This is a genomic window from Rhizobium sp. K102, from assembly GCF_022385315.1.
In the GTDB taxonomy this organism is placed as follows: domain Bacteria; phylum Pseudomonadota; class Alphaproteobacteria; order Rhizobiales; family Rhizobiaceae; genus Rhizobium; species Rhizobium croatiense.
In genome coordinates this window covers 370,346-389,854 of sequence record NZ_CP092437.1, presented here as the reverse complement: position 1 = coordinate 389,854, position 19,509 = coordinate 370,346, and the positions used below count along the sequence as shown (strand labels likewise).

The following is a 19,509-nucleotide window of genomic DNA, read 5'->3' as shown; positions in this document are numbered from 1 at the left end:
ATGTTTCTTTCTCGCGCGAAAGCAGAGAGCATATCTGGCATAATGCTTCGCAACTCAGCAGTCGGAGATTTCAATGTCTGAAGAAAAAGTCGCTCTCATCACCGCAGGCGGATCCGGCATGGGCGCCGCAACCGCGCGGAAGCTCGCTGCGGACGGCTACCGTGTCGCCATTCTGTCCTCCTCCGGCAAAGGCGAGGCGTTGGCAAAGGAACTCGGCGGCGTCGGCGTCACCGGCTCCAACCAGTCCAACGACGATGTGAAGCGGCTCGTCGATCTTTCGATGGAGCGATGGGGGCGCATTGACGCACTGGTCAATTCCGCCGGCCACGGCCCGCGCGCGCCGATCCTCGAGATCTCAGACGAGGATTGGCACAAGGGCATGGAGGTCTATTTCCTGAGCGCGGTGCGACCGATCCGGCTGGTCGCGCCGATCATGGAAAGCCAGGGCGGCGGCGCCATCGTCAATATCTCGACGGCATGGGCTTTCGAACCCTCGCCGATGTTCCCGACCTCGGCCGTCTTCCGGGCAGGGCTGGCAAGCTTCACCAAGATCTTCGCGGATAGCTATGCGGCCAAGAACATCCGCCTGAACAATGTCCTGCCCGGCTGGATCGACAGCCTGCCCGCCACCGAGGAGCGGCGCGACAGCGTTCCGATGGGCCGCTACGGCACCAGCGAGGAAATCGCGGCCACCATCGCCTTCCTCCTGTCGGAGGGGGCCGGCTACATCACCGGCCAGAACATCCGCGTCGACGGCGGCATCGCCCGTTCCGTTTGACCTGGGACCTGCCGGTGGATCTGACCGATATCGACGCCGCGGCATGGGCGGAGCTCGAAACGGCTGCGGCGAACCCGCAGTCGGGTTTCCGCTATCTCAACCTCTGCTCCGTCGATGCCGATGCCCGGCCGCAGGCGCGCATGGTCGTGCTGCGGGGCGGCGCCAGACCGGCGCGGCGCCTCGAGTTTCATACGGATACGCGCAGCCCAAAATGGCAGGAGCTTTTCGCAAATCCGTATGTCACGGTCCTCGGCTTCAGCGCCGAAAGCCGGCGGCAACTTAGGCTTCAGGGAAAGGTCGAGCTTCACGGGCCGGGAAGCGGAGTGGCTGACTCCGCATGGGACAGGCTGCCCGCGCGGACGCGGATGACCTATACGGGCGGCCCGCCCGGGGACGAACGCGCCTTCGAAACGATCGACACGGCGGCGGAGCCTGCGGATGAGGCAGAGGCAAAGGCGCGCTTCGGCGTCTTGATCTTTAGAGCTCGGACGCTGGATTGGTTCCAGTTGCGGCAGCAGGACAATCGCAGAGCATTATTCGGCTATGACGAAGCCGGCGCCCTCTCCTTTTGCCGCTGGGTCAATCCCTGACCTGAGATTGGACCCGCCGAATCTGAGCACGGATCGGCGACAGATCAATCGATGCGCGGACGTTCCGTTTTCGGCGTCGCCAGTCCGTGCCTGGAAAGCTCCAGCGTCAGGATGCGGGTTTCGAGCAGGTTGAAGATGCGCAGGACCGCCTCGATCGCATCGAAGGGCTTGGTCAGGAAATCCTTCGCGCCGAGGGAAAGCGCGCGCCGGCGCGTCGGCAGGGTCGCATCGGCAGTCAGAACCAGGATCGGCAGATAGCTGTCGTCGGGGATGAGCCTTGCGAAAGTCTCCAGCAGCGCGAAACCATCGAGATCGGGCATCATCAGGTCGAGCAGGACGAGATCGACGGGATGCTCGCGAAAGAGCCGCAGAGCCCCGCGCGGCTCCGTCGTGCTGATCAGCGCCGTAAAGCCCTCGCGCTTGAGGATGCGCTCCAGCAGCGAAACATTGGCAGGCTCGTCATCGACGATCAGGATCGTCGAGGCGCGCAGGGTATCGGTGGTATCTGTCATGGAGCCCAAACCCGCGACGTCATCCTCGGCCTTGTGCCGAGGATCTACGCCGGCCCAGTTAAGTTTCTGAAAATAAATCTTTTCCCGCCAAGCAATTACCGTGGTCAGATGCTCGGTACAAGGGCGAGCATGACGGAGGAGACTTACGGCACCGCGACGTCTTGCGCCTTGGCCTCCCGCAGCGCCGCAGGCGCACGCGGCAGCTCGACGTGGAACGCTGCGCCGCCCTCCCGATAGCTGAAGCCGAGCGTGCCACCCATGGCGTCGATCAGGTGTTTCGAGAGCGCCAGCCCGAGGCCGGTTCCCTCCTGGCTGATGCGCTCGGCGCCCAGCCGGTCGAAGGGGGTGAAGAGCCGCGCGACGCGCTCGGCCGGAATGCCGGGGCCGGTATCGCTGACCTCGATGCGGATGCGGTCATCAAGCACCCGGTGGCTGACGGTCACGCTGCCCCGCGGGCGATTGTATTTCACCGCATTGGAAAGAAGGTTGAGCAACACCTGGAGGAGACGCCGGCGGTCGGCGAACGCCGTCAGATCCGGCTCGGTCTCGATGATCTCGATGCGGATCTGCTGCTTGCCGCAGAGCGGCCTTGCGAGCGACACCGCTTCCTCGATCACCTCCGCGACGGGCTGCGGCTCGACGGCAAGATCCATGCGCCCGGCCTCGATCCGCGCCATGTCGAGAACCTCATCGATCAGGCTCAGCAGATGCCGGCCGGCTCTCAGGATCTGCGCGACGCTTTCGCGTGAATCGGCATCGGTAAGGTCCATTTCCAGAAGCTGGGCGAAACCGAGCACCGAATTCAGCGGCGTGCGCAGCTCATGGCTCATGCGCGACAGGAATTCGCTCTTGGCATTGCTGGCGCGCACCGCATCCTCGCGGGCGGCAAGCAGCGCCTCCTCGAATTGCTTGCGCTCGGTAATGTCGCGGGTGATCTTGGAAAAGCCGCGCAGCCGTCCCGTGTCGTCGTGAAGAGCGGTGACGACGACATGCGACCAGAAGCGCGAGCCGTCCTTGCGCAGGCGCCAACCCTCCGCTTCGGTGCGTCCGTGAAGGGCTGCCTTGGAAAGTTCCTCCGCCGGAAATGTCTCCCTGGTCTCAGCGGGATAGAAGCGGGAGAAATGCTGGCCGACGATCTCCTCGGCCTGGTAGCCGGTGATACGCTCGGCGCCGGCATTCCAACTCACCACCCGCCCGTTGGGATCGAGCCCGAAGATGCCGTAATCACTGACGCCCTCGACCAGCTGGCGGAAGCGCTCCTCGCTCTCGGTCAAATCGGCCTCGCGCTTTTTCAGAAGCACGCTCGCATCCGCGAGCGCCTGTCCGAGATCGCCGAGTTCATCGCGGAAGGGATCGGCCGATGTCACGACCTCGCCTCGCGAGAGGCGGTGCGCCTCGGCTTTCAGCGCATGCACGCGGCGCACGATGCTGGCCGAAAACAGGAAGACGGCGACGAGCGCGCCGGCAAAGCCGAGAAAGCCGGCGGCGATCATCAGGCTGCGCGACAGGGTGCGGACCCGGTCGGCGGCCTGGGTCCTGGCGTTGAGGAGATCGGCCTCGCGCCGGTTCATCGCGTCGATCTCCTGCCGCAGCATGTCCAGCACCTGCTTGCCCTCGATGAGCTTGGCGGCCAGATCCTCGCGCCCGCCGGCGCGCAGGATGTCGGCCTGTTTCAGGAGCTGCAGACGGTCGACTTTGGCGTCCACTAGGGCGCGGATGCGCTCGAGGCGGGCCTTCTGCTCCTCGTCGCGTAAGCGCCGGCCGACCTCGTCGAGCACGACGGGCAACCTGTCCTCTGCCCGGTTGAAGGGATCGAGAAAATCGCTCCTGCCGGTCAGGAGATAGCCGCGCATGGCGGTCGCCGCTTCGGCAATCAGGGCATGCAGCTCCTGAATGCCGGACTGGATCTCCAGCGTCACCCGCACCTGGTCCTCGGCAATACGGCTCTGCCGGTCGGCGATGAAGACCGAGGCGAGAGCGGCCAAGAGCAGCGCCAGCGGCACCATGATGATGACGATGCCCTTTGCCCGAAGCGGCAGGTCGGCGAAGCGGGGCATCATGGCTCTTCCTTTGCTGTCTGCACCAGCCCGCCGCGCACCGCCATGACGGCGGCCTGCGTCCTATCGCCGGCGCCGAGCTTGGCGATGATGCGCTCGACATGGATCTTGACCGTGCCGGGCGAAATCTTCAGGGCGCGGCCGATCTCCTTGTTGGTCAGGCCCTCGGCCACCTTCGTCAGCACCTCGCGCTCGCGCACGGTCAGCGTCTCCAATGCGCTGGGGCTGGTCTGCTGCTTGGTGGTGGCGCGCTTCAGCAGCCTTGCGACCAGAGGGCCGTCAAAGAAGGCGTCGCCTTCGAGCACGCTGCGGATCGTGCGCAGAATATCCTCGCGGCTCGCATCCTTCAGCAGATAGCCGGTGGCGCCGGCTTCGATCGCCGCTTCGAGATAATCGAGGCTGTCATGCATGGTGATGATCATGACGCGTGTACCTGGCGAGACGCGCCGGATTTCCCGCGTGGCCGCGAGGCCGTCCATTCGAGGCATGCGGATGTCGAGGAGCGCCAGATCCGGTTTGTGAAGGGCTGCGGCTTCCACCGCTTCTGCGCCGTCGCGCACATCGAAGGCGACATGGAAATCTTCCTGGCCGCCGATCATGGCGATCAGGCCGGCGCGGGCGATATCATGATCGTCGGCAACGAGAATGGATGCGGTCATCCCGCCGTCTCCTGCTTGAGCGGCGCTGCGGCGCGGACATGAGTGCCGCCGGAAACGCCGGCGCCGATCTCGAAACGGCCGCCGAGCAGCGCCAGCCGCTCGCGCATGCCGGCAATGCCGAGCCGGGCTCCCCTTCCCTGAACTCCAGGATGGCGCGCCTCGCCGATACCCTTGCCGTCGTCGATCACTTCAAGATGAGCCTGCCCCGCGCCGTCCTCGAAAAGGCGCACGATAAGCCGGCTCGCCTCGGCGTGCTTGAGCGCATTGGTGATCGCCTCCTGGGCGACGCGGTAGAAGATGATGCCGGTCGACGCCGGCCAGCGATCGGCGCCGGCATCGAGATCGGCGATCACCTCCATACCGTCGATCGCGTCGAGGCGGGTGCGGAGCGCTGCGGCGACGCCGAGATCGTCGAGCTCGGGTGGGCGGAGATCGGCGATGGCAGCGCGCAGATCGGCAACCGAGCGGCGGGCTAACGCCGCAAGCTGATCGATCTCCGGCTTCAGCGCATGCGGCTCGCCGATGCGGGCGGCGAGATCCTGCAGCCGGTAGCTGAGGCCGGCGGCAAGCTGTGCTGCGCCGTCGTGAAGATCGAGCGCCACTCGCTGCCTTTCCTGCTCCTGCGCCTGGATCAGTTGGGCGACGAGCGCAGCGAGTTCGCTGCGCTGCCGTTCGAGATCGCCGAGCAGCGCCTGCTTTTCCGCCGCCTGCCGCTCGAGATGGCAGGCATCGGCGAGCTGCCCCGCCACCACCTCCAGCGTCTGTCGGTCGTCGGCGTCGATGGCGCGCGCCCTGGGCGCGCCGATCAGCGTCAGGGAAAGAGCGGCGCCTTCCTCGGAAGCGAAGAGCATGGTGTCATTGGCGGTCGGCTTGCCGATCGCCAACCGCGTCGGCGTCTTTCCTTGCGGTGAGGGAAAGGTCAGTGTCGCGAGCGTTGCGCCTGCGAAATCGGCAAGCCGCGAGAGGACCTCGGGTGCTGCGGTTTCGAAGGCTTGCGCATCTAGCAGGGTGCGCGTCTCGATGATGAACCGCAGCCGCGCCGCCCGCGCTTCCGCCGCCCGGTAAAGCGCCCTCATCTCCGCCACATCAGGCGAATGCGCCGTATCTCTATTGTGCTCCATCCAGCGGGGACTACTCCTGAAATGAATGACGCGGGCACGATAGTCATTCCGGCGGGAATGTCATCTATGCCGTTCGGCAGATCGGATCGAAGCCACCCAGCAGATGGGGCCGCGGTGTTCCGGCGCTTAACTATCGGTCATGCGGTTGACCGATGCGATGTCGCCCGGAACCGCCACAAAGGAACTCAAACATGCGTACGATCATTGCTGCCGCCCTTGTCATCGGTTTCGTCCAGGTTCAGTCCGCCAACGCGACCGAAACGGCGACCTGCGCGCCGGCGAGCGAAGAACAGGTCGCCAAGCTCTTCGACCGCTGGAACGCCTCGCTGGCGACGCTCAATCCCCAGGAGGTCGCCAATAACTACAGCGAGGACTCCGTGCTGCTGGCGACGCTGGCAAACAAGCCGCGCTTCACCCAGGAAGAGCGGATCGACTATTTCAAGCACTTCCTGGAAAAGGGGCCGAAGGGCCATATCGACAGCCGCACCATCAAGACCGGCTGCAACTGGGCGATCGACACCGGCACCTACACCTTCACCATGAAGGACGGCTCGAAGGTCCCGGCCCGCTATACCTACACCTATGAGTTCAAGGGCGGGAACTGGCTGATCACCTCCCACCATTCCTCGATGATGCCGGAGAAGTAAGGGTCCGACCGATCCGGCAGGGAGATCCCGTGCCCACCCCACACGGGATCTCTTGATTGCTGACGATGCCTGCTGGCGTCCCTTTCGTCATGCGCGGACTTGTGCCCCGAGCATCTGCTACGGTTGAGGTGCGGCAGATTCTCGGCACAAGGCCGAGGATGACGTTGGTTAAATCGGATGCGACACCACCGAGAGCTTTGACGGCCGAGCGGTATCGGTTAGCATCTCGGGCAAGCGGCAATGCTGTTAAAGCGGCCGGCCCGGAGATGCGATGAAAAAGCACAAATTCCTGATGTTCGCGATGCTCACGCTCGGCTCGGCATGGCCGGTGTCCGGCGTCCTCGCTGCGGCGCAGCCGATTTTCTGGAGCGCCTTGCGGCCGGCCGACCAGGCCAGGGCGACAGTTCCGCTGTCGCCAAGAACGGTCAGCGGCCCTCAGGGCGAAACCCTCGCCTGGCGTGACGAGGCGCATCCGGTCGAATTGACGGGCTTCGTCCTGCCGATCGATCAGGACGGCGATCTCGTCTATGAATTCATGCTGGTGCCCTGGGCCGGGGCCTGCAGCCACATGCCCTCCCCGCCGCCCAACCAATTGGTTCGCGTCGTTCCGCAAGAGCCTTTGCACCTTGATAGAATCTACGAAACCGTCACCGTGACGGGCACGCTGCGGCCCGGCCTGGATCAGGCGCAGTTCTTCATGATCGACGGCGTCCGCGTCCTGTCCTACGGCTACAGCATGGGCCATGCCGAGGTGGCGAAGGCGACGGCGACGAAAGATCCGGATCTGCTGTCGCTATCGCCTTTCGGTGTTGTGCCGCGCTAGCGGAAACCGCAGAGATTTCTTGCGCAAACACCGCTGATCACGCATATACTGAGAGGTATATACAAAATCGCGGAGGCCTCTCCATGCCGCAATATGCGCGCGTCTTTCAATCCGGCAATTCGCAGGCCGTCCGGCTGCCGAAGGAGTTCCGCTTCGATGTCGACCAGGTGGAGGTAACGCGTGAAGGCGATGCGGTCATTCTGCGGCCGCGCGCCGATCCCGGCATGCGCTGGGCGTCGCTGAGGAGCGCTCTCGAACGCGGCCTGAGTGACGATTTTCTGGCGCAAGGGCGGGAGCAGCCGGAGGATCAGGAGAGGCCGGGTCTTCAGGGCCTCTTCAAGTGATCACGCATCTTATCGACACCAATGCGGTGATCGCGCTGATCGGCAGAAAATCCGAGGCGCTGCTGAAGCGCGTGGTCGACAGCGACGAGGGATCGATCGGGCTTTCGACTGTCGTGATGCATGAGCTCTATTATGGCGCCTATAAGAGCGCGAAAATCTCCCACAATCTCGAAACCCTGCGCCTGTTCATGGCGGATTTCCCCGCCGTCGGTTTCGAGCGCGAAGATGCGCTGGCATCGGGAGAGATCCGCGCAGCATTGGCGGCAAAGGGAACGCCGATCGGTCCCTACGATGTGCTGATCGCCGCCCAGGCGAAGACCCGGGATCTCGTTCTCATCACGAACAATGTCGGGGAGTTCCGGCGCGTGGATGGCCTTGATGTCGAGGATTGGACGGCCTGACGATTGCGCTGGGAAGCCGGCTCCGCCTCCCGCGCAGTCAACCCGTGCGGAGAGGGGCGTGCCCTCCCCGGATATACGGCCTCGTGTCAGATGTCGAAGGAGCTCGGCAGGATCACCACGTCGCGTATGGTCACGTTGCGCGGCCGGGTCAGCATGAAGAGCACGGCTTCCGCGACGTCGCGAGGTTCGATCAGCGCGCCCGCCTCTTTTGCCTTGCGCAGGTTTTCCTCCGGCCAGTCTTTCAGCAGAGCGCTGCTGACAGGGCCTGGCGAGACGGATCCGACGCGGATTCCGTTCTTGAGGAGCTGCCGCCGCATGGTCTGGACGAAGCAATGCATCGCCCATTTCGACGGCGAATAGACCGGCTCCCATGGAACCGCGGCTTGGCCCGCGACGGAACTGGTGACGATGATGTCTCCCGTCCCTCTCTCGATCATGTGGGGCATGACCGTGCGGACGTTCTTGATGACCACGTTCACGTTCAGATTGAGCATGCGGTCGATCGCGTCGAGATTTGTATCCACCAGATCTCCCCCGATATAGGTGCCGGCATTGGCATGGAAGATGTCGACCTGACCGACCTTCGAGAGAATGCCGTCAAGCAGGCCGGCGCAATCCTCGGGTTTGAGAAGGTCGAGCGGCAGCGCGATCGCCTTCTCTCCCAGCCGGCCGCAGGCTGCGTCCAGCGCCGCCTCGTCCCGATCGATCATCACGACCGTGCCGCCGGCCGAGATGATCGCTTCGGTCGACGCCAATCCAATACCCGAGGCAGCTCCGGTGATGGCCGCGACTTTACCTTGCAAACCGTTCATGTCCACTCCTCCAAATGTGTGGATCTTCTATCGCATGTGAGGTCCGCCATGGCTAGAAGTTCGCGGCGTGGCTGGGACGGTCTGAGCGTAGAGGACCGGATGCTCCGGGGGTGCGGAAAACGATTCGGGAAAGAATGGCTCGGGCTCCCTCTTCCGTCATACTCGGGCTTGTCCCGAGTATCTGCCTCCGGTCGATAGGGCAGCAGATCCTCGGCACAAGGCCGAGGATGACGTCGAATGGAAACGAGACGGCTGCGAAAAAAAATGGCTGGAGGCCAACCCCACACTCCTCACCAGTGACTCGTAGACTGGTTATTGAGGTCGGATGCGCCACCTCTCCTCCGTCATTCCTGTGACGAGCACAGGAATGAGAGGGAGGAGAGGTGGTGCCTACGTCCACCTAAACTGACTTGGTGAGGCAGGAGCATCGACACCGCGGAAACACAAGGCATCCGATAGAGACAAAAAAGTCCGGGCGCAGCCGAAACCGCGCCCGGGCAAAGTTTGCTAAACCGATCAGACGAGATCGAAGCGGTCGGCGTTCATCACCTTGGTCCAGGCGGCGACGAAGTCCTTGACGAACTTCTCCTTGGCGTCGGCCTGGCCGTAGACTTCGGCGAAGGCGCGCAGCTGCGAGTGCGAGCCGAAGATCAGGTCGACGCGGGTGCCGGTCCACTTGGCCGCACCCGTCTGGCGGTCGCGGCCTTCATAGACGCCTTCCTTGCCGGCGGGAACCCACTGTGTGGCCATGTCCAGCAGGTTGACGAAGAAGTCGTTCGTCAGCGTCTCGGGACGCGAGGTGAAGACGCCGTGCTCGGGGTTGCCTGCCTTCAGCACGCGCAGGCCGCCGACGAGGACGGTCATCTCGGGACCGGTCAGCGTCAGCAGCTGAGCGCGGTCGACCAGTGCTTCTTCCGGCTTCATGAACTGCAGGCGCTTGTCGTTCACATAGTTGCGGAAGCCGTCGATGCGCGGCTCGAGCGCTGCGAAGGAATGCGCGTCGGTCTGGGCCTCGGAAGCATCCATGCGGCCCGGCGTGAAGGGCACGCTGACGGTGGTGCCGGCGGCTGCGGCAGCCTTCTCGACGCCGGCAGCACCTGCAAGCACGATCAGGTCGGCAAGCGAGATCTTTTTGCCGCCGGTCTGGGCGGCATTGAAGTCCTTCTGAATGCCTTCGAGGACGCCGAGCACTTTGGCGAGCTGGGCCGGCTGGTTGGCGTCCCAGTCCTTTTGCGGAGCAAGGCGGATGCGCGCGCCATTGGCGCCGCCGCGCTTGTCGGAGCCGCGGAAGGTCGAGGCCGACGCCCAGGCGGTCGAAACCAGTTCCTGGACGCTAAGGCCAGTGGCGAGAACCTTTGCCTTCAGCTCGGCAATGTCCTTGTCGTCGACGAGGGGATGGTCGACGGCCGGGATCACGTCCTGCCAGATCAGGTCTTCGGCCGGAACCTCGGGGCCGAGGTAACGCACCTTCGGGCCCATGTCGCGGTGGGTCAGCTTGAACCAGGCGCGGGCGAAGGCGTCGGCGAACTGATCCGGATTTTCAAGGAAGCGGCGCGAGATTTTTCGTAGATCGGATCGAAGCGGAGCGAAAGATCCGTGGTCAGCATCGTCGGGACATGCTTCTTCCCCGGCTCATAGGCATCCGGAATTGAAGCTTCGGCGTTCTTGGCCCGCCACTGATGCGCGCCGGCCGGGCTCTTCGTCAGCTCCCATTCGAAAGCGAACAGGTTTTCGAAGAAGTAGTTGCTCCACTTGGTCGGCGTCTGCGACCAGGTAACCTCGAGGCCGGCGGTGATGGCGTCCTTGCCGACGCCGGTGCCGAACGAGCTCTTCCAGCCGAGGCCCTGGTCCTCGATCGCGCCGCCTTCTGGCTCGGCGCCGATGAAGGACGGATCGCCGGCGCCATGCGTCTTGCCGAAGGTATGACCGCCGGCGATCAGCGCCACGGTTTCCTCGTCGTTCATCGCCATGCGGGCGAAGGTTTCGCGAATGTCGCGCGCTGCAGCGACCGGGTCAGGATTGCCGTTCGGGCCTTCGGGATTGACGTAGATGAGGCCCATCTGCACGGCGCCAAGCGGTTCGGCCAGCTGACGTTCGCCGCTATAGCGCTCGTCGCCGAGCCAGGTGCCTTCAGGACCCCAGTAGAGCTCTTCCGGCTCCCAGACGTCGGCGCGGCCGCCGGCGAAGCCGAAGGTCTTGAAGCCCATGGATTCGAGCGCGACGTTGCCGGTAAGGATCAGAAGGTCGGCCCAGGAGATGCGGTTGCCGTATTTCTGCTTGATCGGCCAGAGCAGACGGCGGGCCTTGTCAAGGTTGGCATTGTCCGGCCAGCTGTTCAGCGGTGCAAAACGCTGTTGACCCTGCCCGGCGCCGCCGCGCCCGTCGGTGATGCGATAGGTGCCGGCGCTGTGCCAGGCCATGCGGATGAACAGGCCGCCGTAATGGCCGAAGTCGGCCGGCCACCAATCCTGCGAATCGGTCATCAGCGCGTGAAGATCCTTCTTCAGCGCGTCGAGATCGAGCTTCTTGAACTCCTCGGCATAGTCGAAATCCTTGCCCATCGGATCGGCGCGGCCGGAATTGTGATGAAGAATTTGCACGTTCAGCTGGCTCGGCCACCAGTCACGATTGGCTCGGCCGCGCGGCGTATTGCCATGGGCCACAGGACATTTGCCTGCGGTGTCAGTGGGGTTGTCCATGATCGTCTCCTTCATTGCTTGATCTGTCTGCGGTTCAAAAAGATGAGCCGAGCTGGCGCCCCACTCTCTCCCTTGCAGTCTTCATATCGGAAGCGTTCAATAATTTTAAGTTGGATTTACTGATTGCTGCGATAAGCTGAGCTTATGAAAAATCTTACCCTGAAACAGCTACGTTATTTTGAAGCCCTGGCAAGGGATGGTCGTTTTCGCCGTGCCGCCGATGCCTGCGCCATCTCCCAGCCGGCGCTCTCCATGCAGATCAAAGAACTTGAGCAGGAGTTGGGCAGCGAACTCTTCGAGCGCAGCGCCCGTGAGGTGAAGCTCACCCCCTTCGGCCAGACCTTTGCGCTGCGCGTCCGCGATATCCTGCGCGCCGTGGACGAGCTCGGCGAGTTTGCCCGCGCCTCTCGCGACAGCTTCCTGACGCGCCTGCGCATTGGCATTATCCCGACGATCGCACCCTATCTGCTGCCGGCGATTATAAACGATCTCAACAAAAGCTTCGCGGGGATTCAGATCGAGGTGCGCGAGACACAGACGGCCAAGCTGGTTCAGGAACTGGCGCAGGGTCAGCTGGATATGGCGATCGTCGCGCTGCCGGTGTCGGAACCTTCGCTGACCGAACTCGAGTTGTTCAAGGAAGAATTCGTGCTGGTCAGGCGGCACGAGGACGGCGGCAAGCCGGTGCCCGAACGCGAGGCGTTACGCGAAATGCGGCTGCTGCTGCTCGAAGAGGGCCACTGCTTCCGCGACCAGGCCCTGTCATTCTGCAAGGTCGGGCCGGCCCGCCCGCGGGAAATCATGGAAGGCAGCTCGCTTTCCACCCTCGTCCAGATGGTCGGCGCCGGCATCGGCGTCACCCTGATCCCGGAGATGGCCGTTCCCGTCGAAACGCGCTCGGCCCGCGTCTCGATCTCCCGCTTCCCGTCACCCCAGCCATCGCGAACCATCGGCATGGTCTGGCGCAACTCCACGCCGATGGCCAAGCAGCTGCAGGAGGTCGCCGAGGCGGTGCGCCGCTCGGCGGAGACGATGCGGGAACAGTATGCTGGGGGTAACGGATGATGGCTTTTGGCTGGCGCCTAAGACCCCTCCCCAACCCGTCCCCACAAGGGGGAGGGGCTTAACCTGCGGCCCCCGCTGCATTCACTTTTGGACACAGAGCATGCGGCTAGCCTTAGCCCCTCCCCCTTGTGGGGAGGGGTTGGGGAGGGGTCTCGGGCCACAAGCGCAACGTCGGCGATTACTGCGTGAGCCGCAATGTATCGCCGCGAATGGCAACCGCGATCGTTTCATAGACGGTCTTGATCGTCGCGGGTGACGCGGTGAAGAAATGCGCGGTGTTGGTGGCGCAGTTGCGGATGTTCACCACATCGGCATCGGCGCTGTAGGAAAGCGTATAGATTTCGATGCCGCTCTTCTTCATCGCCGTGCATGCGGTCTGCATCGCAGCGGTGGCGAATGCGTTGCACGCCGACGATTTAGTTTGCGAGCAGATCCAGTCGAACTTGTCGTTGGGGTCGTATTTGGTGTTCATTTCGCCATCGGTCATGAACACCATGACCTTATGCACGGAATCGGAAACCTCTGCGGGCGAGGTTTCGTCTCCCCACACGCCCTGCCACTTCGGCGAGAGCGTATACCATCCCGCGACCACGCCCGCATCCAGCCGGGTGGAGCCTTCGGATGTCAGGTTCTTCACGACGCTTTTAAGATAGGCGAAGTCGCCGGTCAGCGGCGTGACCGGTGGCGGGCAAAAACTCGTTCCCGATTTGGGATTGGCGTCCATGGCGACGAAGGCGGAGGTACCAGGCGGCGCGTCGCCCATGCCGTCACCGATCGCACCGGTATCCCTGACCTCGATGTCGGCACGTGGCTCGATGCAGCCCATCCAGTAGTAATTCTTGGAGGTGGACATGACAGGCGTGACGCCGTCGATCCAGTAAGAGAGCTTGTAGCTGGAGGAGGTGTAGACCGATTTGGGGTCGGTCCAGCGCTTGGGAACCGCAGCCGTTCCATTGTAGGATTTGAGCCATGCCGTGTTCGCCAGGCCGAAATTGACGCGGCTGGAAAAGGGCACGATCGAAATCTTGGTTTTGTCGACGAGCGATGCGTTGGAGGAAAAGGCCTGGAGGAAGCCGGCGACCGCGGTCTGCATCGGCGTGAAGCGGTTCTCCTCGATCATCGAGCTCGACACGTCGAGCACCAGAGCGATCTCCAACCGCTTTACTCCCGGCAAAGCCGCACAGGACCGGATACTGATCGGAACAGACTGGATATTGGCCAGTTTCATGAAGGTGGTGGGCACGGTGTCCGCCACGTGGAGGCACAGTTCCGACTCGTCGCTCGCCACCTCCGGCTTGCCGGCGACGGCGGTCTCGAACTCGCCATTCGCCGACAGGAAGGCGTTGATCGTCTTCGCTGTCGTCGCTTCCGGCATGCCGGACTTGTATTTGGCAGCGGCCGCGAGCACGGCCGAATCCGCGGCCGACTGCAGCTCCGTCCGGTCATTATAGGCTCTGATGTAGTCGATGGATGCGCCGACCGCGAGAAGCATGGGCACCGCGGCCAAGATGACGATAATCGCGACGGCCCCGTCGCGATCATCGATCAGGCGGGAAAGGAAGGACAAATGAGGGGGCATAGGCATCGGCTCGAAATTCAGATCTCTCTTTGGTTTCGAGCAGCGCTATGGCGGCAACCTTAACGACATGGAAATGCCCCGCCGCGCGGGAGCGGCAGGGGACATTTTCCGACGCGAATCGTACAACCGTCTCTGATTGTGGATATCCCGCGCGTTTGAAGGGCGGCGCCCCTCGCCTTACGAGCGGCGTTTGAACGTATGTTCGGCTGCCGGGAATTTTCGCGTGCGCACCTCGCCAGCATAGGCGGCAGCGGCATCCGCGACTCTCTTGCCGAGCTCGTCGTAACGCTTGACGAAACGTGGCGTGAAATCGTTGAAGAGCCCCAGAATGTCGTCAGAGACCAGAACCTGGCCGTCGCAGGCGGCGGAGGCGCCGATGCCGATGGTCGGTATGTGCATGGCTGAGGTCACCTCGCGAGCGAGCGGTTCCACCGTGCCCTCGATGACGACGGCGAAGGCTCCCGAGCCACCGATGGCATGCGCGTCGCGCCGGATCTTCGAGGTCTCGTGTTCGGAGTGCCCGACGGATCGATAGCCGCCGGCGGTCTGGACCTGTTGCGGCATCAGGCCGATATGCCCCATGACCGGAATTCCGCGCTTCGTCAGGAAGGCGATGGTCTCGGCCATCTCCTCGCCGCCTTCCAGCTTGACGGCGTCGCAGCCGGTTTCCTGTAGAATGCGGACGGCGTTGCGGAAGGCGGTCTCCTTTGATTCCTGATAACTGCCGAATGGCATGTCAACGACGACACAGGCCTTGGCGACACCGCGCATGACAGCTTTGCCATGTGCGATCATCATATCGAGTGTGACGCCGATCGTGGTCTCCATGCCATAGAGCACCATGCCGAGCGAATCCCCGACCAGCAGGAGGTCGCAATGCTCATCGAGCAGACGCGCCATCGGCGTGGTGTAGGCGGTCAGGCAGACGATCGGTTTGCCGCCCTTCATGGCCGAGATGCGGGCTGGCGTAAGACGCTTGTGGGATCCGACCGCACTCATCTGCTTACTCCCTTTCCCGGCAAGCTCCGCTCGCCGATAAGCCTGTTGCCCCCGATGACCCTGTTGTCGAGAAGCCGTGTCGAACCGATCCCCACGAAAAGCGCGACGACGACCGGCGCGGTGATGGAATTCACCGGCTGCAGCGTCGAGGCGTCCCTTACCGCAACGACCTCGGGCTTTGCGAGAGGTTCGCGACCGAGAAACGCCGTCAGTTTTTCTTCGAGCTCCGCGGCATCCGCAAGACCATCGGCGACGAGACGCTCCGCCTCGTCGAGGGTCTGCGGGATGATCACCGCGGCATGCCGCTCCGCCTCGCTGAGATAGACATTGCGCGACGACAATGCCAAGCCATCGCTGTCCCTGACGGTCGGCACCGCAATGACACGCACCGGGACGGCCAGATCATCCACCATGCGCTTGATGATGATGACCTGCTGATAGTCCTTCTCTCCGAAATAAGCGGTTTGGGGCTGCACGATGTTGAAAAGTTTGCAGACGACTGTCGCAACACCGGCAAAATGCCCGGGTCGCACCGCGCCTTCCAGCTCGCGGCCGAGATCGGGAAGGTCGACGATGGTCTGCATCGGGCGGGGATACATGTCCTCGACGCCAGGCGAAAAAAGGAAATTGACTCCGGCCTGTTTCAGCATGGCTGCGTCGCGCTCCAAATCGCGCGGATATTGGCTGAGATCTTCTGCCGGGCCGAACTGCAGCGGATTGACGAAAATCGAGACGACGACGATGTCGTTCTCGGCGCGAGCGCGTGCGACAAGCTGCATATGACCGGCATGAAGGTAACCCATCGTCGGAACGAGACCGACGGTCCTTCCCTGCCGCCTCAGCGCATCGAGCGTGTGGCGCAGCTCGTCAATGCTCGAGAAAACCCGCATATATCCTCCCTGCGGCCGGTCGCTTGATCTTGGCCGCGGATAAGAAGTGTAATCGATGCGGCAGGTCAATCCTACATTTCTCAAAAAAACGATTAGATCACACGCCGGCGATAACATCGGGCTATATCCCTCCCTGAAAGAGTTTTCGCCGGGGGCGGTTCGCCTCCCGCTTCTTAGACGCTTGCAGCGGAACCGGCGACGTGCGACTTCCGTTACTCGCCCTGTCGTCAAGATACCATCATAGTCGGTCGTTATGGACGTCGCATGGAGGACACATGGATAAGCCCTGGAAGGTCAGCCGCGGACCGATTGCGGCAAGCGAGCTCGACGTGGAGAAGGCAAACGCGATCAACATGCTGTTGATCCGGCCGGTGGGAGTTCTTCCTGCCAAAGCGGGAGATCCGATCCTCCCCTTTGCTGTCGGCCTTTTCAACGAACTTCGCCCGCTCCTGAAGCCCGATGCCGGCGTCACGACGCTGAGGCGTGCGACCGCCGCCTATGTCCACTGCCGGCGCTATTATTTCGCCAGCGCCCAGCCCGATTCCATGCGCCACGGCCTCGACGGCGACCCGGTGGAACCGCTGTCGTCGGAAGACCGGCTTGTCGCGCAAAAGCGTTTTCTGAGCCTCAAGCAGGGCACCGCCAAGGCTGAGGTACCTGAACAGCCCGCCCCTGTCCCGCCTCCGCTTCTGAGCAAGAACGAACAGATCCGTGCAGCCCTCCTCAGCAAGAAGAACGCTTCAGCCCGAGCGGGATAACGCGCGATCGAAGAAATAGAGATGGTGTCCATGAGCAGATAGGCCGCGCCGCGCTGACAATACCGTCGACCGGCCTCCGCGCGCACCCGTCGTTGCCCAGGAGGTACGCGAACTTGCGCAGCGCTCCGCCCAGGCCGCCAGGGAGGTCAAGGAACTGATCGGGCAGTCGTCTGCCAAGGTCGCGACCGGCGTCGAACTGGTCAGCCAGACCGGCGCAGCACTCAGCGATATCGGCCGCTTCATCGTCGATATCAATCGCTCCATGGAAGCGCTGGCTTCGCACTCATGCGTCGATCCCGCCGGAAGACCGGCCTTTGAGGCGGAGCAGCGCCATCAACACCGGACCGAGTGCGAATTCGCCCATTCTGGCCCGCCGCGTCAGGTTCCGCAGGTAGCCGCCCGGGGAGTTGATCTGCCCGGCCCTTTCCAGGATGCACGCCATGACAATGGCGGCATTTTCCGGTCCCATCGTCGCCATTGCCTCCTCATAGGCCGAAGCGCTGACGCCCAACATTGTGCGCACGACCATGGCCGCCGCCATCAGATCACGCCAGTTGGCGACCGTGCCGCCCGGTCCGTAGCCGGCAATATCAGGGCAGGCCCGCAGCACCGTGGCGAGAGAGAAGGATTTCAATCTCGCGGAATCTAACCGGATGTCAGCGCGGACTTCCTGCCGACCATCCCCTCGCCTGCCCTGCTTGCGACTTTCCTGCCCCGGCTGATCTCGCCTCGCGTCCTGCGTTATTTCCGAGCCTGGTTCAGATTCAGATAAGGATTCGGGATTCGAATTCTGTATGTGGCGCTCAAACTGGGATTCATTGCTGCTCGCAATTTGTATTTTCACATGTGATTCCAATGTGTTGATGATGCCGAGACGGATCGTTTCCAGCTCTTCGAGGAGCGGAGGGAGGTTTTCGACTGTTGCCGCCTTCGGGATGCGCTGCAGCAGTGCATGAAACAGCGAGGCGACGCGCTCCCACTCCCCGGGAACGGCTTCCTCGACGGCCGCGGCGAGAAGCTTGGCGATGTCGCGCCGCCAGATCGTCAGGCGTTCCTTCATTGTCCGCAGCCTCTGCCGGTCGGCGGCGATCCCGGCCGCCATCGTTTCGATCTCCGAGGCGCGGGCGAGCAGCGGGGCGAGACTGAAGCCATAGGCCTCGTCGATGCCGCCTGCCCTGTCGCGGCGGACATAGCGCTTGCCGTTCGGGCTGTCCTTGCGGGAGATCAGGCCGGCCTCGACAAGCACGGCGAGATGCCGGCGCAGCGTTGCGGCGGCCATGCCGCGTGCTCTCAGCGAAAGCTGCCTATTCGAGGGAAAGACCACCAGCCCTTTTTCGCTGGAGAGCTCGTCCTCGGGATAAAAGCTCAGCAGCGCATCGAGCAGGGTGAGCGCCCGGTCGGTCACGCCGAGCCCCGCCCGGGCCTCGCAGACCGATCTGAGCAGCTTCCACTTGTTGCGCGTCGTTCCGGCCGCCATCGCTTCGCCGCGCCGCAGCAGGGCAAGCGACATCGGCCGCCGCCCGAAGGGCGTCGTCACAGATTCACTCTCCATTTCCTTCACCTCTATTCAGGCAAAAGAAATCCGCTCACCGAAACGATGCGAGGGTTGAGGGCACTGCAGCGTCATTGCCGCATCTGAAAAGACACGGGAGGCGCTTCAGGAACTCTTGACGGGGATTCGTGAAAATGCGATTCTCTGTCTTGCTTAAGGATGTGAGAAGGGCTTCCACGACTCGTTCGTTTGGGGGCCTTTTTCTTTTGCGGTTTCAGTCTCCTTGTTTGCCCTCCTCGGCGAGGAATTGCTCATAGAGCGCATCCAGCCTGCCGGAGAGAAATTCACCGAAGCGGCCGGCATTCCTCGCCTTCATCGAGAGCGAGAATGCCTTGCCGTCATTCTTCATTTCCGCCTGGACCGCCTTGTCCAGCGGCTGCCATGTCACCTTCCTTGCCGCTGCCGTTTTCTTCACCGGCCGCGCGCTTTTGTTCAGCGCCGCATAGAGCGCTTCGAAACGTTTGTCGGAAGGTAACTGATGAAAGTTGTCGTCTTCGAGGACCTTGGCGACACTTGCCGCATTGGCCGATTTGCCCGCAAGCAGCGACAGCTCCACCCAGCGCTCGCGGCCGACGCCGGGGCCCGGGCCGATCGCCTGGACGACCTCCTGCGGCAGCCGCTCCATGACCGACATCATCTTCGAGACCGAGGCAGCATTGGCGGCGAGCGCCGTCGAGATTACCTCCCTGTCATAGCCGAGCTCCTCCAGCCGCCGGGCAAAAAGCGCCCGCTCAATGAAGGTGAGGTCGGCGCGGGCCGAATTTTCCTGGCCCTGAGCGATGACATGGGTACGATCGTCGATCGCCTTGACGACGGCGCGGACATTGCGGCCGAGCTCGCGGGCGACGCGCAGGCGCCGGTGGCCGAAGACCACCTGATAGCGCCCGTCGATCTTCCCATGGGGGCGCACTAGGATAGGCGTGTCCTGCCCGCGTGCGCGGATCGCCTCGACCAGCGCGCGGAACGCCTCGTCATCCTCCGACAGCCGGTCCTTGACGAATGAGGCCTCGACGACCTCGGGGTCGAGATCGACCACCGCCTCGCCCTCTAGGAATTTTTCCGCCTGCTTGGCCAGCTCATCCAGCGAGCGGACGAGCGAGCGGCCTGCCCCGCGCATCGGATAGTTCGGCGCGCCCGCGCTCTCGGGCATCTCGGTGAGCCCCTCAAGCAGATTTTTCCGTGCCATCGCTTCCTCCGATTGCAGTCATTCCATTGATTTGCTT

At 63.2% G+C, this 19,509-nt stretch carries 18 protein-coding genes and 2 pseudogenes; 9 read left to right on the top strand and 11 right to left on the bottom strand.

The window, feature by feature from the left end:
- The first annotated feature begins 73 nt into the window (after positions 1 to 73).
- Positions 74 to 778 (top strand): SDR family oxidoreductase, encoded by a 705-nt coding sequence (locus MHI61_RS29290; protein ID WP_239792968.1) that lies wholly within the window; start codon positions 74 to 76, stop codon positions 776 to 778.
- 14 nt (positions 779 to 792) lie between these two features.
- A complete protein-coding gene (locus tag MHI61_RS29285) occupies positions 793 to 1,368 on the top strand; it encodes a pyridoxamine 5'-phosphate oxidase family protein (RefSeq protein ID WP_239792967.1) in 576 nt (191 codons plus the stop codon).
- Between the two features lie 44 nt (positions 1,369 to 1,412).
- Here the strand turns inward: MHI61_RS29285 and MHI61_RS29280 are convergent, their stop codons facing one another.
- The 4 genes from MHI61_RS29280 to MHI61_RS29265 form a co-directional block, all read right to left on the bottom strand.
- Positions 1,413 to 1,880, bottom strand: coding sequence for a response regulator (locus tag MHI61_RS29280; RefSeq protein ID WP_239792966.1), 468 nt, complete (start codon positions 1,878 to 1,880; stop codon positions 1,413 to 1,415).
- Positions 1,881 to 2,023: 143 nt separating this feature from the next.
- Positions 2,024 to 3,940 (bottom strand): ATP-binding protein, encoded by a 1,917-nt coding sequence (locus MHI61_RS29275; protein WP_239792965.1) that lies wholly within the window; start codon positions 3,938 to 3,940, stop codon positions 2,024 to 2,026.
- A complete protein-coding gene (locus MHI61_RS29270) occupies positions 3,937 to 4,596 on the bottom strand; it encodes a response regulator transcription factor (RefSeq protein WP_239792964.1) in 660 nt (219 codons plus the stop codon). Before MHI61_RS29270 ends, MHI61_RS29275 begins: the two co-directional genes overlap by 4 nt.
- A complete protein-coding gene (locus MHI61_RS29265) occupies positions 4,593 to 5,717 on the bottom strand; it encodes a sensor histidine kinase (protein ID WP_239792963.1) in 1,125 nt (374 codons plus the stop codon). The genes MHI61_RS29270 and MHI61_RS29265 overlap by 4 nt, the downstream gene beginning before the upstream one ends.
- Before the next feature lie 191 nt (positions 5,718 to 5,908).
- On the opposite strand from MHI61_RS29265, the gene MHI61_RS29260 reads away from it, so the two are divergent.
- The 4 genes from MHI61_RS29260 (at position 5,909) to MHI61_RS29245 (ending at position 7,932) form a co-directional block, all read left to right on the top strand.
- Complete coding sequence (locus tag MHI61_RS29260; RefSeq protein WP_239792962.1) at positions 5,909 to 6,364, top strand: SgcJ/EcaC family oxidoreductase; 456 nt, start codon at positions 5,909 to 5,911, stop codon at positions 6,362 to 6,364.
- 271 nt (positions 6,365 to 6,635) lie between these two features.
- Complete coding sequence (locus tag MHI61_RS29255; RefSeq protein WP_239792961.1) at positions 6,636 to 7,187, top strand: DUF3299 domain-containing protein; 552 nt, start codon at positions 6,636 to 6,638, stop codon at positions 7,185 to 7,187.
- An 83-nt stretch (positions 7,188 to 7,270) separates the two neighbouring features.
- A complete protein-coding gene (vapB, locus tag MHI61_RS29250) occupies positions 7,271 to 7,531 on the top strand; it encodes a type II toxin-antitoxin system VapB family antitoxin (protein WP_239792960.1) in 261 nt (86 codons plus the stop codon).
- On the top strand, positions 7,528 to 7,932 hold the full coding sequence (locus MHI61_RS29245) for a type II toxin-antitoxin system VapC family toxin (RefSeq protein WP_239792959.1): 405 nt from the start codon (positions 7,528 to 7,530) through the stop codon (positions 7,930 to 7,932). Before vapB ends, MHI61_RS29245 begins: the two co-directional genes overlap by 4 nt.
- A gap of 86 nt (positions 7,933 to 8,018) precedes the next feature.
- On the opposite strand, the gene MHI61_RS29240 is transcribed toward MHI61_RS29245, so the two are convergent.
- Together MHI61_RS29240 and katG are read right to left on the bottom strand one after the other, a co-directional pair.
- Positions 8,019 to 8,744: an SDR family oxidoreductase gene (locus MHI61_RS29240; protein WP_239792958.1), complete on the bottom strand. Its 726-nt coding sequence runs from the start codon at positions 8,742 to 8,744 to the stop codon at positions 8,019 to 8,021.
- A 516-nt stretch (positions 8,745 to 9,260) separates the two neighbouring features.
- Positions 9,261 to 11,443: pseudogene (katG, locus tag MHI61_RS29235) on the bottom strand (catalase/peroxidase HPI).
- A 144-nt stretch (positions 11,444 to 11,587) separates the two neighbouring features.
- Here katG and MHI61_RS29230 point away from each other — a divergent pair.
- A complete protein-coding gene (locus MHI61_RS29230; RefSeq protein WP_239792957.1) occupies positions 11,588 to 12,508 on the top strand; it encodes a hydrogen peroxide-inducible genes activator in 921 nt (306 codons plus the stop codon).
- 178 nt (positions 12,509 to 12,686) lie between these two features.
- On the opposite strand, the gene MHI61_RS29225 is transcribed toward MHI61_RS29230, so the two are convergent.
- The 3 genes from MHI61_RS29225 to panC form a co-directional block, all read right to left on the bottom strand.
- Positions 12,687 to 14,087, bottom strand: coding sequence for a VWA domain-containing protein (locus tag MHI61_RS29225; protein ID WP_239792956.1), 1,401 nt, complete (start codon positions 14,085 to 14,087; stop codon positions 12,687 to 12,689).
- A 177-nt stretch (positions 14,088 to 14,264) separates the two neighbouring features.
- On the bottom strand, positions 14,265 to 15,086 hold the full coding sequence (panB, locus tag MHI61_RS29220; RefSeq protein WP_097607419.1) for a 3-methyl-2-oxobutanoate hydroxymethyltransferase: 822 nt from the start codon (positions 15,084 to 15,086) through the stop codon (positions 14,265 to 14,267).
- Entirely contained in the window at positions 15,083 to 15,976 is an 894-nt protein-coding gene (gene panC, locus MHI61_RS29215; protein WP_239792955.1) for a pantoate--beta-alanine ligase, read from the bottom strand. The genes panB and panC overlap by 4 nt, the downstream gene beginning before the upstream one ends.
- Before the next feature lie 275 nt (positions 15,977 to 16,251).
- On the opposite strand from panC, the gene MHI61_RS29210 reads away from it, so the two are divergent.
- Together MHI61_RS29210 and MHI61_RS29205 are read left to right on the top strand one after the other, a co-directional pair.
- Positions 16,252 to 16,734 (top strand): ProQ/FINO family protein, encoded by a 483-nt coding sequence (locus MHI61_RS29210; RefSeq protein WP_239792954.1) that lies wholly within the window; start codon positions 16,252 to 16,254, stop codon positions 16,732 to 16,734.
- A gap of 88 nt (positions 16,735 to 16,822) precedes the next feature.
- Positions 16,823 to 17,011: pseudogene (locus MHI61_RS29205) on the top strand (methyl-accepting chemotaxis protein); the annotation flags it as partial.
- Positions 17,012 to 17,017: 6 nt separating this feature from the next.
- On the opposite strand, the gene repC reads toward MHI61_RS29205, so the two are convergent.
- Together repC and repB are read right to left on the bottom strand one after the other, a co-directional pair.
- A complete protein-coding gene (repC, locus tag MHI61_RS29200; protein ID WP_239792953.1) occupies positions 17,018 to 18,286 on the bottom strand; it encodes a plasmid replication protein RepC in 1,269 nt (422 codons plus the stop codon).
- A 214-nt stretch (positions 18,287 to 18,500) separates the two neighbouring features.
- Entirely contained in the window at positions 18,501 to 19,472 is a 972-nt protein-coding gene (gene repB, locus MHI61_RS29195) for a plasmid partitioning protein RepB (RefSeq protein WP_239792952.1), read from the bottom strand.
- Positions 19,473 to 19,509 lie beyond the last annotated feature (37 nt).

What these genes read in the sequence shown, in the direction of transcription:
- MHI61_RS29225 (WP_239792956.1), bottom strand. Translation starts at nt 14,087, where the DNA reads ATGCCCCCTCATTTGTCCTTCCTTTCCCGCCTGATCGATGATCGCGAC.
- MHI61_RS29260 (WP_239792962.1), top strand. Translation starts at nt 5,909, where the DNA reads ATGCGTACGATCATTGCTGCCGCCCTTGTCATCGGTTTCGTCCAGGTT.
- MHI61_RS29275 (WP_239792965.1), bottom strand. Translation starts at nt 3,940, where the DNA reads ATGATGCCCCGCTTCGCCGACCTGCCGCTTCGGGCAAAGGGCATCGTC.
- MHI61_RS29240 (WP_239792958.1), bottom strand. Translation starts at nt 8,744, where the DNA reads ATGAACGGTTTGCAAGGTAAAGTCGCGGCCATCACCGGAGCTGCCTCG.
- repB (WP_239792952.1), bottom strand. Translation starts at nt 19,472, where the DNA reads ATGGCACGGAAAAATCTGCTTGAGGGGCTCACCGAGATGCCCGAGAGC.
- MHI61_RS29280 (WP_239792966.1), bottom strand. Translation starts at nt 1,880, where the DNA reads ATGACAGATACCACCGATACCCTGCGCGCCTCGACGATCCTGATCGTC.
- vapB (WP_239792960.1), top strand. Translation starts at nt 7,271, where the DNA reads ATGCCGCAATATGCGCGCGTCTTTCAATCCGGCAATTCGCAGGCCGTC.
- MHI61_RS29230 (WP_239792957.1), top strand. Translation starts at nt 11,588, where the DNA reads ATGAAAAATCTTACCCTGAAACAGCTACGTTATTTTGAAGCCCTGGCA.
- panC (WP_239792955.1), bottom strand. Translation starts at nt 15,976, where the DNA reads ATGCGGGTTTTCTCGAGCATTGACGAGCTGCGCCACACGCTCGATGCG.
- MHI61_RS29210 (WP_239792954.1), top strand. Translation starts at nt 16,252, where the DNA reads ATGGATAAGCCCTGGAAGGTCAGCCGCGGACCGATTGCGGCAAGCGAG.
- repC (WP_239792953.1), bottom strand. Translation starts at nt 18,286, where the DNA reads ATGGAGAGTGAATCTGTGACGACGCCCTTCGGGCGGCGGCCGATGTCG.
- MHI61_RS29255 (WP_239792961.1), top strand. Translation starts at nt 6,636, where the DNA reads ATGAAAAAGCACAAATTCCTGATGTTCGCGATGCTCACGCTCGGCTCG.
- MHI61_RS29270 (WP_239792964.1), bottom strand. Translation starts at nt 4,596, where the DNA reads ATGACCGCATCCATTCTCGTTGCCGACGATCATGATATCGCCCGCGCC.
- MHI61_RS29265 (WP_239792963.1), bottom strand. Translation starts at nt 5,717, where the DNA reads ATGGAGCACAATAGAGATACGGCGCATTCGCCTGATGTGGCGGAGATG.
- panB (WP_097607419.1), bottom strand. Translation starts at nt 15,086, where the DNA reads ATGAGTGCGGTCGGATCCCACAAGCGTCTTACGCCAGCCCGCATCTCG.
- MHI61_RS29290 (WP_239792968.1), top strand. Translation starts at nt 74, where the DNA reads ATGTCTGAAGAAAAAGTCGCTCTCATCACCGCAGGCGGATCCGGCATG.